Origin of the sequence: Enterococcus sp. 2G9_DIV0600, assembly GCF_002140615.1 — a bacterium.
GTDB classification, from domain to species: Bacteria; Bacillota; Bacilli; order Lactobacillales; family Enterococcaceae; genus Enterococcus_D; species Enterococcus_D innesii.
Genome location: NZ_NGLL01000002.1, coordinates 332365 through 347926 on the forward strand (window position 1 = coordinate 332365; position 15562 = coordinate 347926).

The following is a 15562-nucleotide window of genomic DNA, read 5'->3' on the forward strand; positions in this document are numbered from 1 at the left end:
GGACGCCAATGAAGGAACAAGCGATCCAGCACTTGCTTGCAAAAAATCGTGAATGTCGACAACTGCTTACGATCATTGAAGCGTTGCAGCTGCCGGATTGCTGGCTGTGTGCTGGGTACCTGCGGAATTATTTATGGGGATTTCTCAGCGGAAAAATAGCGGAGGTGCCGCTGACCGATATTGATGTCGTGTTTTATGATCCGACTGTAAGCATAGAAGAAACAGCAGCGATCGAAGCGCAACTGCGCCGTTCGTTTCCCAAATTTCCTTGGGAGGTTCGAAATCAAGCGGTGATGCACCAGCACAATTTTGCCGAGGAGCCGCCTTATACAAGTACCTTCGATGCTTTAACGAAATTTCCAGAGCGTTGTACAGCGGTGGCGGCACGAATGAATCAAGGTAAGCTTGAATTGATGGCGCCTTTTGGTTGGCAGGATGTTTGCAGTTTTCGGGTGCGGCCAACACCGCATTTCGCCCAAAATGAACAGTACCTTGCGGTTTACCGACAACGCCAAGCGATCAAGCAGTGGCAGAAAATTTGGCCGCAGTTGTCGATTGAAGAGATCGACAACTAAAAAAGAACACTCGCGTGATGCGGCGATTTCCAAAAGTTAGACGAAAAAGCTAACTGATGGGAATCGCTGCATATGACGCGAGTGTTTTTTATTAACGCAAAGCCAATGGTTGCGCCAAGCGGTTTCTTAAAAAGATACCTAGATAAGCTGCGGCAACGGCTTTGATGATCCCGGGGATAATAAACAAAACAAAACCACCGTTAAAAGCAGCCGGCCATGCCATGCCCGTGCTCCATTTCAGCCATAATGTACCAAACAACAAAGTTGCCAGCGCACCGACAATATTGCCGATCACTGCTCCTGTGTAGCGAAACGCCGTTTTTTCTACGACCAATCCAGTAAGCAATCCGTTAAAGAGGAAGCCGACTAAATAGCCTCCGGTTGGTCCTAACAAAACACCGATACCGCTGGAAAAACCAGCGAAAACGGGCAAACCGATCAATCCTAACAGCAAGTAGATGATGATCGCCATCGTTCCTGTTCGCGTGCCAAGGAAAGTCACCGCCAGGCCGATCGCAAAGGTTTGTCCTGTCAATGGGATCAAACCTAACGGAATCGTCAATTGGGAAAGACCAGCAATAATGATCGCAAATAATGCGGCATGGATTTGTTCACGTAATGATAATTTCATCGAATCCTTCTCTCTCATAATAATTTCGTTAACCTGAAAAATGATTTATTTGGTTAACGAAATTATAAACGGTGGTTTACCAAAAGTAAAGAAGAATCTTGTTTTTTTAGTGTCCTTTTTTTAATAGGACAAGTAAGTTCTTTGAGGAGAGGAAAGGAGCGATTTCTTCCAACTCATCTGTTGAGAAGGGCAGTGCTTGAACAAGCCGGCAGATCGTTGCTTCTGTCAGAAAAGGCAGCAGTTCTTCGATTTCATCATAAGATAAGCGCTCTGAAGCGACAACGTTTGGCTGTTCCAGGGCGGTCAGCAGGAGCTCATCCAGATACGGTGCAGGTAAAAAGGGCAACAGTTCTTCAATCTCAGAAAAGCGAAAGTCAGGGGTTTCAAGCCAACCTTTGATTTCTCCCGCCAAAAAGTTGGGGGTTAAAAAGGGCGCCGCCTCTTCCCAAAAAGCCATGGAATAGTGGTTGCCTGTAAGGAGCTCTTCTATTTGGGGCTTTTTCAAAAACGGCAAGAGTTCTTCCAGGATATCTTCTGGGATATTCTCGGCGCCATTTAACAGGTGTTGTAAGTCGGCGCTGGTCAAATGAGGTGCTAGTCTAGGCAATAAGTCTAGGTCTAAAGAAGTTTCTTGAAACGGCTCTTCTTGAATCAATGCCGACAATTCTTGCGGTTTGATCAGCGGAGCTAGTTCGGCGATTTCTTCTGGCTGTGCGGTTCCTGCTTGATAATGTTGAACCGCAGCTGCTGGCTTCCCTAACAGCTCATCGATGGATAAGTCTAAAATCGCTGCTAGCTGCGGCAATTTTTCAATGTCCGGCAGTGAGTTGCCCCGCTCCCAATTACTGACCGCCTGATAGCTGACGAGTAACTGGTCTGCCAAGTTGCTTTGGGTCAGATTTTTTTCTTTGCGTTTGGTAGCGATCTGCTGACCAATTTTTCTCATGTTGAATTCACTCATAAATGAATTCCCCCTTTCATGCTCTAAGTATAGTTTCTCAGAAGGTGGAAACGCAATCAAGCTGTGATTGAGCAGGCGAATGCCGACTCAATCACAGCTTGAGTTTACGAATGGATGAGCTGAAGGAGGTGTTCACCAAACGTTTGTGTCGTTAAACAGACCGCTTCTGGCATCAACTGTGCGAAGTCGGCAGTGACGTGCTGACTTTGCAAGGCTTGTTCAATGGCTTGCGTCAGTATCGCAGCAGCTTCCGGCCAGTTCAAATGTTCTAATAGCATGCACGCCGATAGCAACAGGGAACAAGGATTGGCTTTGCCAAGTCCTGCGATATCCGGTGCCGTTCCGTGGGTAGCTTCAAAGATGGCTGCTCCGGTATCGTAGTTGATATTGGCGCCGGGGGCGATCCCGATGCCGCCAACTTGTGCAGCCAGTGCATCAGAGATGTAGTCGCCGTTTAAATTACAAGTGGCAATGACGTCGAATTTTTCTGGATACAAAAGGATCTGTTGTAAAAAGTTGTCGGCGATCACGTCGTTAACAACGATTTTCCCAGCCGCTTTTGCCGAGGCAAGGGCGGCTTCGGCTGCTTTTGAGCCGTTTTCTGCTTTGATTTTGTTGTATTGATTCATTGTAAAACACTGGGCGGCATACGTGGTCTCTGCAAGCTGATAGCCCCAGTTTTTAAATCCGCCTTCTGTAAATTTCATGATATTGCCTTTATGCACCAGTGTCACCGTGGGCCGCTTTTGAGCGATCGCATACTCAATGGCAGCAGCGATCAAGCGCTGACTGCCTTCTAAAGAGATCGGCTTGATGCCAATAGCGGCAGTTTTAGGAAAACGAATCGCCTTGACGGCAAAGTCTGCTTGCAGTGTCTGGATCAAACGCTGTGTTGCGTCGTCGTCTTTGGCAAATTCAATGCCAGCATAAACATCTTCAGTATTTTCTCGAAAGATCACCATATCGGTTTTTTCTGGCTGTTTTAAAGGCGAAGGGACTCCTGTAAAATAGCGAACAGGTCTGACACAGACATAAAGATCCAGCGTTTGCCGCAAGGTGACATTCAAGGAGCGAAAGCCCTCGCCAATTGGGGTAGTCAACGGTCCTTTTAAGGCGTATTGCTGGGCCTTGATCGTATCGATGGTTGCTTGCGGCAGCCATTCCCCCGTCTGTTCAAAGGCGGCTTCTCCAGCTAAAACTTCTAGCCATTCGATGTGGCGCTGATTGTCATAAGCTTTATTCACAGCTGCATCAATCACAGGTTGCGCAGCCTGCCAAATCTCGGCACCGATGCCATCTCCTGCAATGTAAGGAATGGTGATAGTCGTTGCTTGATGGGTTGTTTGGTTAGACATGGGCAGCTCCTCCTAATTCCGCTTTTTTTCGAATGACCATTGGCAAAATTCCTTGATGCTTCCAATAGCGAATATCTGCAGGGGCATCAAAGCGCAGGCGGGTCATAAAGGAAACAGTCTTTCCGTCGGTCCGTTGCGCAGTGACTTCGATCAGCTGCTTGACCACTGGCTCTTCTGGCAAAGCGATCGAGAATGCTTCGCTGCCGTCCAAATCAAACGAGGCGGCACTTTCACCAGCCAGATATTCAAGAGGAATGATCCCCATCATGACCAAATTGCTGCGATGGATCCGTTCGAAGCTTTCTGCTAAAACGACTTTAACGCCTAACAATTGTGTTCCTTTGGCGGCCCAGTCGCGAGAAGAACCCATGCCATAATCTTTACCGGCTAAAATGATACAGCTTTGACCAGCTTTTTGGTAATTCATAGCGGCGTCAAATATCGACAAAGTTTCCCCAGTTGGAAAATAATGCGTGACACTGCCAGTGCTGCCAGGAACCAGCTGGTTTTGCAGACGTATGTTGCCGAAAGTCCCCCGCATCATAATCTGATGATTGCCGCGCCGCGAACCAAAGGAATTGAATTCACGATACGGAACCTCTTTTTCTTGTAAAAATTTTCCAGCTGCAGAATCCATACTGATGCTGCCAGCAGGAGAAATATGGTCAGTGGTGACCGAATCACCCAATTTTGCCAAGACTTTCAGATCGGCTAAGACATCTGGTTTAGGCAATTCTTTGGTCAATGTTTCAAAGTAGGGTGGATGAGCAATGTAAGTGGAATGTTCCTCCCATTCATAACATGCGCTCGTGGTGGTTTCGATCGCATTCCAGCGTTCATTGGCATCAAAAAGATGCTCATAGGCAGCGCGAAATGCTTCTGGTCCGACGTATTCTTGAACGTAAGCATTGACTTCTTCATTGCTAGGCCAAATATCAGACAAATACACCGGCTCATCATTGACGATAGCTAATGGTTCTTTTGTCAGATCTTTGCGAATGCTGCCAGCAATCGCATAGGCAACTACTAACGGCGGTGAAGCCAAATAATTGGCTTTGATCTGTGGATGGATTCTTCCTTCAAAATTCCGATTGCCTGACAGAACCGATGCTACCAATAGATTTTCTGCCTCAATTGCTTCAGCGACCGGCGCTTTTAAAGGACCGGAATTTCCGATACAGGTAGTACAACCGTAGCCCACTAAATAAAAGCCGAGTTGCTCTAAATACGGCAATAAACCACTGTTTTGCAAATAGGTGGTCACGATCTGGGAGCCAGGTGCAAGGGAGGTTTTGACCGTACGCGGAACAGTCAGACCTTTTTCAACGGCCTTTTTGGCCAATAAGCCTGCAGAGAGCATGACGAAAGGATTGCTAGTATTCGTACAGCTAGTGATTGCCGCCAAAACGATATCGCCGGTCGCTAATTTGTCAGGTGCAGCATCTGGCCAAGTAACGCTGGCTTCTTTTTGCCATTCATCCTCCGAAAGACCAAAGCCCTTAGGACCAACGGCTGCCGTGACAGATTGCTCAAAATCATGATGGACCGCCGGAAGCAAAATCCGATCTTGCGGGCGTTTTGGGCCCGCTAATGCCGGCTGAACTTCTGCTAGATCAATGGTGATCGTCTTAGTATAGGTCGGCACGGTCGTTTCATCATAAAAGAAATGGTTGGCTTTGGCGTAAGCGGCAACGAGTTCGATCAGCTTGGTGGAGCGACCGGTCGTTGCTAAGTAGTTCAAGGTCTCTTGATCGATCGGACAAAAGCCGCAAGTCGCACCATATTCGGGAGCCATGTTTGCTAGCGTTGCTCGATCAGCTAAACTTAAATGACGATAGCCCGGACCAAAATATTCGACAAATTTTCCAACCACTTTTTCGATTCGCAGCACTTCAGTTACTTTTAGTGCTAAATCGGTAGCGGTGGTACCTGCAGGCATCTCGTTGATAAACTTCACTCCAATGACTTCAGGTGTAGGGAAGAAAGAAGGCTCGCCAAGAATCGCAGCTTCCGCTTCAATACCGCCAACCCCCCAACCGAGGACCCCCAAACCGTTGATCATCGTGGTGTGAGAATCGGTTCCTTGCAATGTATCAGGAAACAGTAGTCGTTGGTCTTCGTGTGTTTTTTGCAAGATCACATCAGACAATGATTCAATGTTAACTTGATGAATGATCCCTGTTTCAGGCGGAACGACTTCGAAATTGTCGAAAGAACCTTGCGCCCATTTCAAGAATTGATAGCGTTCTGCGTTGCGTTCAAATTCCCGCTCCGTATTAAAAGCGATCGCCCCAGGCGTACCAGCTTGATCGACTTGCACAGAGTGGTCGACGACGAGTGTGACGGGGATCTCAGGATTGATGTCTTCTGCGGCACCGCCTAAAGCGACCATCGCATCCCGCATGGCAGCCAAATCAACGACTGCCGGTACCCCTGTAAAGTCTTGCAAGACGACCCGCTCTGGTTTGAATGGCACGACGCCAGTAGGGATTTCTGCCTGCCAATTCGCTAAAAATGGTAAATAATCCTCTGTAATTTCCTCGTCTTGATGACGAGCAACACTTTCCAATAAAACTCGAATGGAGTAGGGCAAGCGAGATAAATCAGCTCCTAAAGATTGGGTGATTTTCGCTAAGTCAATATACGTGTATTGCGTGTCATTGACGGTTAATTGAGTTTGCCACTTCATAAGAATCCTCCTTTTACGAAGATAATCGTACTTATTAGGAATAATTATACGTTGATAATTTAAAAAATCAATTAAATTTATGAAAAATATTTCATTTTCTCAACATCATGCTATAATGTGTGAAAGTTTGTTAAAAAGCAGCGATTCTATCGGATGGTTATTTTAACGATGTTTGTATACGGTTAAATAACATTAAAGTAGCTGGTTCGGAGAAAGATTGGAGGTAACATCACCGTGGAAAGATTAGAAAAGAAAGAGAAAATGGCATATCTGGCATCGCGATGTGAGAAATACAATTTGATCGATGTGAATCTTTATTCAGAATATGACGTTAAGCGTGGACTGAGGGATTTGAATGGAACTGGTGTATTAGCTGGATTAACGACAATCTCGACTATTTATCCAGAAAAAATCATTGCCGGAAAACCGATCGAGGCTTGTGGCGAACTGCGTTATCGCGGAATTGACATCAACGAGTTAGTTGCAGGCTTCGTCAATGAAAAACGCTTTGGCTTTGAAGAAGTTGCATATTTATTACTTTTTGGCGAACTGCCAAATAAAACAGATCTTGCGGCGTTTCATTGCCTATTAGCAGAAAAACGTACTTTGCCGACCAATTTTGTTCGTGACGTCATTATGAAAGCACCTTCTTCTGATATCATGAATAGTTTATCTCGCAGTATCTTGACACTGGCAAGTTATGATCCACAAGCAGATGACATCAGCATTGAAAATGTATTGGAACAAAGTCTGATGCTGATCAGTGTCTTTCCGCTCTTGGCAATCTACGGCTATCATGCCTACAATCATTACAATCAAGGGGAGAGTATGTATATCCACCGCCCGACCGAAGAGTTGAGTACAGCTGAAACGATTTTGACTATGCTGCGCCCAACGAAAGAATATAGCTTCCAAGAAGCCCAAACATTGGATATGGCGCTCGTTTTGCATATGGAACATGGCGGCGGGAATAATTCGACCTTTACGACACGAGTGGTTACCTCCAGTGGGACGGATACCTATTCAACGATTGCCGCAGCACTAGGTTCTTTGAAAGGACCTAAACACGGTGGCGCCAATATCAAAGTGACGGAAATGATGGGGGATTTGAAGCGCAACGTTGCTGACCTTACTGATGAACAGGCGATCCGCAGCTATTTGGAAGCAGTCTTAGATAAAGAGGCGTTTGACCGTAAAGGCTTGATTTATGGCATGGGCCACGCGGTATATAGCGACAACGACCCCCGTGCGGCGATTTTTAAAAATTATGTGGCAAAGCTGGCGCAAGAAAAAGGATCAGAAGCTTGGCAAGAATATCAATTGTATACGATGGTGGAACGTATTGCTCCTCAAGTCATCAATGAAAAGCGCAAAATCTACAAAGGAGTCAGTGCCAATATCGACTTTTTCAGCGGGTTTGTTTATAACATGTTGGATCTACCAGAAGAACTGTATACACCAATGTTTGCTATTGCACGGATCGTTGGTTGGTCCGCCCATCGGATCGAAGAGCTGGTTAACGCACAAAAAATCATGCGCCCCGCCTATAAAGAAGTGTCCAGCGATCGCGAATATATCGATATTGAATCAAGGTAGAGCAAAACAGCAGGGAGGACGCTCGCTGCTGTTTTTCATAGGAAAAGCACATTTTACATAAATAAAGCAGGTTTTTGGCGTATTTTTTATAGAAGAAAAGAGAATAAAATGCTAGATTTGGTGAAGAAAATTGTTATAAACGGCACTATATCAGTGTTTTTCTTTTTTTCACACAGAGATGCAAAAAATGATTATAAAATTAGGTGCTTTTTAGGTATGATAGAAGGTGTGACAAAGGAGGATGACTTATTTAATGAAAATGAAAAAATGGATGGCAATCTCTGTCATTTCCAGTCAATTGTTGACACTATTGCCGGTTTCTGCTGCGGCTTCTGCTGTGAGTCGTGAATCAAATGTTGATCAAACGAGTGCATTGATGTCTGTGTCAAGTGAAGACGGAGGAACAACTACAGAAGCATCGACCGGAGAGTCTGACGTGCCAAGAACGCCAGCTGAAAATGATGAAGCTGTTCCGGCACAACCAGCACCGACGCCGGAACCAGAGCCCAGCCCGGAGCCAACACCAGAACCGGAGCCGAGTCCGGAACCAACACCGGAACCAGAGCCAAGTCCAGAACCGTCAGAACCAACTGAGCCTGATCCGGAACCGACACCAGAACCCGAGCCTACGCCAATTCCGGAACCGGCACCGGAGGAACAAGATCCAGAGGGAGAACCAAGTCAACCGACAAAACCAGAAACGAACCCGAGCCAGCCAACGCCTGAGATCAAGGAAGTGCCCAATGTACCTGAATTGACAATCACAACACCTCAGACTGGTGGCACGTCAAAATTTGAAGTCACCCCAGTCAAAGAAACATGGGACTTTATTATGGAGATTGGTGAGGATGCCCGTAAAGTCGGCTTAGAAGAAGATCTTTACGCATCTGTGATGATTGCCCAAGCAATCTTAGAATCCGGTAGTGCGCAAAGTCAGTTGAGTCAGGAGCCGTTCTATAATCTTTTTGGGATCAAAGGACTATATGAAGGAAATGGGGTTTCTTTCCCAACACAAGAAGACGATGGAAACGGCAATTTATACACCATCCGTTCGACCTTCCGTCAGTATGACAGCATCGAATCTTCTTTAAAAGATTATGCGAAATTGTTGAAAGAAGGATTGGCTCACAATCCGAATTTTTATAAAGGCGCTTGGAAGTCAGAAACCGAAACCTATGAAGATGCCACGGAATATTTGACGGGACGGTATGCATCAGATACGCAATACAATGAAAAATTGAACGCTTTGATCGAAGCTTATGCGTTGACGAGTTATGACAAAGAGAAAGCAGAGTTGCCAACGGGTAATGAAAAAATGATTTATCCGGTTAGTGATCCGGTCATCTCATCAATGTTTGGTCCACGGGGTAGCGGGTTCCATCGTGGGGTCGACTTTGCAGCACCTCAAGGAACCCCGATCATGGCTAGTCTTTCAGGAACGGTGATTCGCTCAGAATATCATGCTTCCTGGGGGAATTATGTAGCGATCGAACATCAAAATGGCTTGACGACACTGTATGCTCACAATCACCGCAATTTAGTAGAGGTTGGGCAGACGGTGGAACAAGGCGAAGTGATTGCTTCTATGGGAAGTACGGGGAACAGTACAGGCCCGCACTTGCATTTTGAAGTCAGTCTTTCACCAAATTTAGCGCGGCACCAACTGATTGATCCGTTGGAAGTTTTGTCAAAATAACACGAAAAAAAGAGAGCGTTGTAGATGCTTTCTTTTTTTTGTCAAGAAAAACGAATCATTTCAAGAAAATTATGCTTTGAGATTTTTTTAGCGCATTCATTTTATCTTGTACGATAAATTTATTCCGAAAACAAGTGTTTTTCTTTGTAAAAAAAACAAAAAGAATTTATGCTAGAAAGGTAGGGAAAAAAATTCCCAAGAGGAATGTCCACTTTAGACAAGGTCGTGTATGCGACTTTGCGATGTCTCTAGTATCCTTTCTTATTTAACCAAGGAGTGTGAAAAATGACTGACGATCAGCAAACAACGAATGTGTCTAATGAAGCAGCGCAAGCAAGTCCACTGTCCTTTGAAGAAAAAGTCATTGAAACAATTGTTGGTGTCGCTTTGCAGTCAATTGATGGCTTGATTAGTGTAAATGGCAGATTTCTTTCAGATATGACCGAAAACCTTGAAGAACAGCCGCAGGTCGCTTCTGGCATTGATGTGGAAGTTGGCAAAGAAGAGGTTGCAGTTGATTTGGAAGTTATCGTGGCTTACGGCAAAGATATCCCCAAACTCTTTGCGCAAGTCCAAGAAGTGGTCTTAGAAGAAATTAGCCGCTTGACTTCTTTGGAAGTCAAAGAGATCAATATTCGAATCGCCGATATCGTCAAACAGGAAACGATCGATCAAATCGAAGGTTGAGCACCAAACAAAAATTCGAAGTACATCAAAGAGAAAGGAAGAATGAACAAATGATATCACTATATACAACACCCAGCTGTACGTCATGTCGTAAAGCCCGTGCATGGTTGACCGAAAATGAACTACCATTTAAAGAGAGAAACATTTTTAGCGATCCATTAAATAGTGATGAACTAATGGAGATTCTTTCTTTAACGAAAAATGGAACGGAAGACATTATATCTACTCGTTCGAAAGTGTACCAAAAGTTAGACATTGATTTAGAAGAGTTGAAGCTAGAAGAGCTGCTTTCATTGATCGAAAAATACCCGAACTTATTGAAACGACCAATTATCTTAGATGAGAACAAGCTCCAAGTGGGATACAATGAAGAAGACATTCGTAAATTCGTGCCACGAAACTTACGAAAGATCATTTTCAAACGACGCCAAACAGAGCTGCTCATGTTTAATTATCGCCAAAAGCAAGAAGAAGGCGAATCTGTTGCGAACTTTATCTAAAATAGGAACAAAACCGGCAAATGAATACAGTAATGTATCATTGTCGGTTTTTTTGTATTTTTTTCAAGGGTCTTCTTAAGGGGATTAATAAATCCGTTGAGTCCACAAAAAAACACGATTCCAAAAAGGAATCGTGTCGGTTGAAATCTTAAAGTTTTTGGTTGTAGAATTCAACGACTAGTGCTTCGTCAACTTCTGCAGACAATTCATCACGCTCAGGTAAACGAGTTAATGAACCTTCTAATTTTTCGCTATCAAAGCTCACAAATGACGCGCGGCCAGCTGTTGCTTCAACTGCTTCTTTGATTGTTGAGATGTTTTGTGATTTTTCACGAACGCTGATGACTTGTCCAACTTCAACGTGGTATGAAGGGATATCAACGCGTTTGCCATCAACTAAAATGTGGCCGTGGTTTACTAATTGACGTGCTTGACGACGAGTAGTTGCTAAACCTAGGCGGTAAACAACGTTATCTAAGCGTTGTTCTAGCAAGATCATGAAGTTAACACCGTGTTTACCTTCTTTGATTTTGCTTGCTTTGATAAACAATGTACGGAATTGACGTTCGTTCATGCCATACATATGACGCAATTTTTGTTTTTCAGTTAATTGCATGCCGTATTCTGATTTTTTGCCACGGCTGTTTGGTCCGTGTTGACCTGGAGCGTAAGGGCGACGTGCCAATTCTTTTCCAGTTTCTGATAAAGAAATTCCTAAACGACGAGAAATTTTCCATGATGGTCCTGTATAACGAGACATAATTTAGTTCCTCCAATAAAATAGTTTGGAGTAAAATAATCCGTTGAAAAACTCACATTCGTGCAGTTCGTTCTTCAATCTTCACCTTTGCAGCCGCGGTTACGCAATTGCACCCGAAGGGCAACGAACTGGTGACGAGCTGTTATTTTCCTGCTGCATTATTTTACACAAGGAATAGTATACGACAAACTAGGGTCAAAAGTCAAGATGGAGCTGGCTTTGGATTTGATGAAAACAAAGCTTGAAATTTTTCATTAATTACTTATATTTTCAAATATCTCTTTACAAATCAGCATTTCGTCATTAGAATATGGAAGTATTGTGCAAATGATAACGAAGTAAAATTATTCATAAAAGGAGTAGAAAAATGAATCCAGTATCCCCATTATTTGAGAAGATCGATTCGTCCATAGAAAAGAAAATCGATTTGATCAAGAGTAGTTATTTGCGTTACGCTGTACGTGCGATGATGGCTTGTTTATTCTTGACCCTCGGAACAGCTATTGCTTTTGCGATCGCTATGAAAGGTGAATCAATGGTTCACGGGTTAGGAAAAATTTTGTATGCATTTATGTTTAGCTGGTCTTTAGTCATGATTCTTTATATGAACGCAGAATTAGGAACATCGAATATGTTGTATATGACTGTTGGGGTTTACCGTAAACGTCTAAGTATTCCTTTGGCATTGAAAATTTTGCTTACGTGTGTCTTGTTCAACTTGATCGGCGGGGTGATCTTCGGCTCGATCGTTGCGCTAACGGGACCTTTTCAAGGGCTGACCGCAGACAACTTTATGCTGACCTCGATCACTGCAAAATTAGAAAAATCCACTATCCAAATTTTAGTGGAAGCGATGTTCGCTAATATCGTGGTAAACACAGCCGTGTTGGTCAGCATGCGGATGAAAGACGATGCTGGAAAAGTCGCAGCAATCATTTTCATCATCTTCATCTTTGCTTTCTTAGGCTTCGAACACGTCATCGCTAACTTCCCAGCGTTTACCTTAGCTTTCTGGGCTTCAGGCGGACACTTGGCAGGCATGACTGTCGGCAGTGTGATCCATAATTTAGTTTTTGCCTTTATCGGTAACTATATCGGCGGTGGCTTGGTCATGGGACTTGGCTATGCATGGTTGAACAACTCAAAATCGACCTATGTCGACTAATCAGAACCTACAAAAAGAAGCAGCGATGCTTCTTTTTTTCTTTTCTCTAACATTTCTCTAGGAAGAAGCTATCATCCCTTAACGGAGCGTTGAAATCAGCGGTCATTTGTGTTAAGAATAAGTATGTACGGTTTTTCTTGCTGTTTTTTGTAAAAATGACCGCAACCAAGACCAAAATCTTAGTTACTTCTTAATAGAAAGCGAGCCTTAACCTTTTATGAATCGGAAATTCTTTGCCTTTGATATTGATGGAACCTTGCTTGACTCGAACAAACAGCCACTAGACAGTACGCTAAAAGCCCTTGATCTTCTGCGAGATGCTGGCCATTTCGTGACCGTTGCCACTGGGCGCAGTCGTTTTCACGCCCAAGACATTATTCGTTCATTGTCCTTTGATAATTACATTTTATGTAATGGGGCAGCCGCCTTTCTTTCGCATCAGCAGGTGTATAAAAATTTGCTCGATGAAACGCAATTGGCTGCTTTCGTGGCAGAAGCCCAAGAGCTTGGGATCGACACGGCCTTTGTCGGGATGGATACAGCGAAACGAGCGTCTTCGCTGGATATTGCTAAAATGGAAGCAGCGATGCATTCCTTTGGTGCCCAACTTCCTGAGTTGGACATGGACTTTCCTGAAGAAAAAGAAGTCTATCAAGCATTGGCTTTTTACGGAAAAGAGTATGAGCATTTCTTTGACGAGAAATACAGCAAACTGCGTTTTGTACGTTGGCATGAAAACAGTGTGGATGTCGTTCCAAAAGAAGGCTCCAAAGCAGCAACGATCCTGTGTGTCGCAGAACAATTAGGGATAGCGCAAGAAGATGTGATCTGTTTTGGTGATGGCCAAAACGATCGTGAAATGCTGACTGCCGCAGGTGTCGGTGTGGCAATGGGCAATGCGGTCCCTGAGATCCAACAAGTCGCAGATATGGTGACTGCTAGCAATGATGAAGATGGCATCTGGTTAGCCTTGAAAGAATTACAACTGATTTAAAAGGAATCCTTTAGACATAGCACAGTCGATTTGCGGCATCTGTGCTATGTTTTTTTGTTTTTTCTCGGTCGCAAAGAAAATAAATTGGTACAATAGAAAAAAGGGGGAATGCAGCAAATGAAAATCGCATTGATTGCTCATGATCGAAAAAAGGATGTAATGGTAAAATTAGTGACTGCCTATCGAGAAATTTTAGCGCAGCATGAACTTTTCGCAACAGGAACTACGGGGAAGAGGATCGAAGAAGCAACCCAGTTGCCTGTCCACCGCTACAAATCAGGGCCGCTGGGAGGAGACCAGCAAATTGGCGCCATGATTTCGCAAGATGACTTGGACATGGTGATCTTTTTGCGCGATCCTTTAGCCGCACAACCCCATGAACCAGATGTAACGGCATTGATTCGCTTGTCAGATGTATACGAGATTCCTTTAGCCACCAATATGGGAACGGCAGAGATCTTGCTGCGCGGCTTAGCAGCTGGCTTTGCTGATTTTCGACAAGTGATCCACGAAACGGACAATCGTCCCCTGTCGTTATAAAGATAGTAGAAGAATTGAAGAAAAAGGACGTGCAGAATTGAAAGCAATCTTAAAGGATTTTTTGACCTATGCAAAAATGAATACTCGCTCGGATGCCACGAGTCAGACCATCCCAACGACGCAGGGACAAGTTGAGTTGGCTCTTTTATTGAAAGATCAGTTGATCGAGATGGGATTAGCGGATGTTGCTTACTATGAAAAGAATAGTTTTGTGATCGGACGTCTACCTGGTAATCCTGAAAAAACGGCGATTGGCTTTATTGCCCATGTAGATACGGCAGATTTCGAAGCTGAAAATATTCAACCGCAGATCCATGAAAATTACGATGGCAAGGATGTTTGTTTAAATAAAGAAAAAGCCATTTATATGACAACTGCTGAATTTCCTAATCTCAAAGACTATGTCGGCGAAACGTTGATCACAACGGATGGAACGACCCTGCTGGGTGCAGATGATAAAGCTGGTATCGCAGAGATCATTGATGCGCTGCGGATCTTACAAACGATGGATGCGCATAAGCGTGGCGATGTCTGGGTCGCTTTTGGTCCGGACGAAGAGATCGGGACTGGCGCTGATCGCTTTGATGCGGCGGATTTTCCAGTAGCATTTGCTTACACGATGGACAGTGGTCGCGTGGGCCATATGGAGTATGAAACCTTTAATGCGGCTCGTATCGATATAACGATCGACGGTACGAGTGTACATCCTGGGACTGCCTATGGTCGTTTGGTCAACGCCTTGAAAATCGCGCATCAAATCGATGATGCCTTACCAGCAGAGGAAGTTCCTGAACGCACCCGCGGGTATGAAGGCTTCTACCTGCTGCACAATTTGACAGGACATATTGGTCGAGCAGAAGTTTCTTATATCATTCGTGATCACGATCATACGCTTTTTGAACAGCGAAAAGCCAACATCGTGGGGATCATTGATGAACTGAACACAGCCTATGGGCAAGAACGTATCACCTATACGCTGTATGATCAATATTACAATATGGGGGATTTGATCAAGAAAGATCCCCGCAGTATCGAAGCTGCCCGAGCAGGGATGCAAGCGATTGGCGTGACGCCGATCGAAGCACCGTTTCGTGGCGGGACCGATGGCTCGAAAATCACTTATAAAGGGATCCCAACACCGAACTTATTTGTCGGCGGTGAAAACTTCCATGGCCAGTATGAATTTATTACCGTGGAAGCGATGGAAAAAGCCCGTGATTTGATCGTGGCGATCGTAGAACATGTAGGACAAGAGGACACCACTATTTCCTAAGAGAATTAAGCGACACGCTAGACTGATGCGAAAGAGTCTAGCGTGTTTTTTTGTCCTGCTGCAGGGAAGAACCGCAAGTGAAAGAACCTTTTTTTTCTGGACCAAAACCCTTATAATAGAAAAGAAGCTAAAAGAGAAGA

General features: G+C 44.4%; 14 protein-coding genes. 9 read left to right on the top strand and 5 right to left on the bottom strand.

Going from position 1 to position 15562, the window contains the following annotated elements:
• Nucleotides 1–8 precede the first annotated feature (8 nt).
• Nucleotides 9–575 (top strand): nucleotidyltransferase family protein, encoded by a 567-nt coding sequence (locus A5870_RS15185; protein WP_086293794.1) that lies wholly within the window; start codon nt 9–11, stop codon nt 573–575.
• Nucleotides 576–666: 91 nt separating this feature from the next.
• Here A5870_RS15185 and A5870_RS15190 read toward each other — a convergent pair whose 3' ends face one another.
• The 4 genes from A5870_RS15190 to acnA all read right to left on the bottom strand — a co-directional run bounded on the left by A5870_RS15190 (nt 667) and on the right by acnA (nt 6211).
• Complete coding sequence (locus A5870_RS15190; RefSeq protein WP_086293796.1) at nt 667–1206, bottom strand: biotin transporter BioY; 540 nt, start codon at nt 1204–1206, stop codon at nt 667–669.
• A 106-nt stretch (nt 1207–1312) separates the two neighbouring features.
• Nucleotides 1313–2167, bottom strand: a complete 855-nt coding sequence (locus A5870_RS15195) for a helix-turn-helix domain-containing protein (protein WP_086293798.1) — start codon at nt 2165–2167, stop codon at nt 1313–1315.
• A gap of 104 nt (nt 2168–2271) precedes the next feature.
• Nucleotides 2272–3522 (bottom strand): NADP-dependent isocitrate dehydrogenase, encoded by a 1251-nt coding sequence (icd, locus tag A5870_RS15200; RefSeq protein WP_086293800.1) that lies wholly within the window; start codon nt 3520–3522, stop codon nt 2272–2274.
• The gene (gene acnA, locus A5870_RS15205) at nt 3515–6211 is read right to left on the bottom strand and encodes an aconitate hydratase AcnA (RefSeq protein WP_086293802.1); all 2697 of its coding nucleotides are present in this window, start codon (nt 6209–6211) and stop codon (nt 3515–3517) included. Before acnA ends, icd begins: the two co-directional genes overlap by 8 nt.
• A gap of 234 nt (nt 6212–6445) precedes the next feature.
• On the opposite strand from acnA, the gene A5870_RS15210 reads away from it, so the two are divergent.
• The 4 genes from A5870_RS15210 to spx all read left to right on the top strand — a co-directional run bounded on the left by A5870_RS15210 (nt 6446) and on the right by spx (nt 10690).
• The gene (locus A5870_RS15210) at nt 6446–7807 is read left to right on the top strand and encodes a citrate/2-methylcitrate synthase (protein ID WP_170924059.1); all 1362 of its coding nucleotides are present in this window, start codon (nt 6446–6448) and stop codon (nt 7805–7807) included.
• A 253-nt stretch (nt 7808–8060) separates the two neighbouring features.
• A complete protein-coding gene (locus tag A5870_RS15215) occupies nt 8061–9503 on the top strand; it encodes a peptidoglycan DD-metalloendopeptidase family protein (RefSeq protein ID WP_086293804.1) in 1443 nt (480 codons plus the stop codon).
• Nucleotides 9504–9788: 285 nt separating this feature from the next.
• Entirely contained in the window at nt 9789–10190 is a 402-nt protein-coding gene (locus A5870_RS15220) for an Asp23/Gls24 family envelope stress response protein (protein ID WP_086293806.1), read from the top strand.
• A 50-nt stretch (nt 10191–10240) separates the two neighbouring features.
• Nucleotides 10241–10690 carry a transcriptional regulator Spx gene (spx, locus tag A5870_RS15225; protein WP_010748641.1) on the top strand — a complete coding sequence of 150 codons (450 nt, stop codon included), beginning with the start codon at nt 10241–10243 and terminating at the stop codon, nt 10688–10690.
• A gap of 148 nt (nt 10691–10838) precedes the next feature.
• On the opposite strand, the gene rpsD is transcribed toward spx, so the two are convergent.
• The gene (gene rpsD / locus A5870_RS15230) at nt 10839–11450 is read right to left on the bottom strand and encodes a 30S ribosomal protein S4 (RefSeq protein ID WP_086293808.1); all 612 of its coding nucleotides are present in this window, start codon (nt 11448–11450) and stop codon (nt 10839–10841) included.
• 367 nt (nt 11451–11817) lie between these two features.
• On the opposite strand from rpsD, the gene A5870_RS15235 reads away from it, so the two are divergent.
• From A5870_RS15235 to pepT, 4 genes are all read left to right on the top strand, one after another.
• On the top strand, nt 11818–12615 hold the full coding sequence (locus tag A5870_RS15235; protein ID WP_005227159.1) for a formate/nitrite transporter family protein: 798 nt from the start codon (nt 11818–11820) through the stop codon (nt 12613–12615).
• Nucleotides 12616–12832: 217 nt separating this feature from the next.
• Entirely contained in the window at nt 12833–13609 is a 777-nt protein-coding gene (locus A5870_RS15240; protein ID WP_005227160.1) for a Cof-type HAD-IIB family hydrolase, read from the top strand.
• Nucleotides 13610–13726: 117 nt separating this feature from the next.
• Entirely contained in the window at nt 13727–14149 is a 423-nt protein-coding gene (locus A5870_RS15245) for a methylglyoxal synthase (RefSeq protein WP_008376307.1), read from the top strand.
• Between the two features lie 37 nt (nt 14150–14186).
• Entirely contained in the window at nt 14187–15422 is a 1236-nt protein-coding gene (gene pepT, locus A5870_RS15250; RefSeq protein WP_086293810.1) for a peptidase T, read from the top strand.
• Nucleotides 15423–15562: the final 140 nt, after the last annotated feature.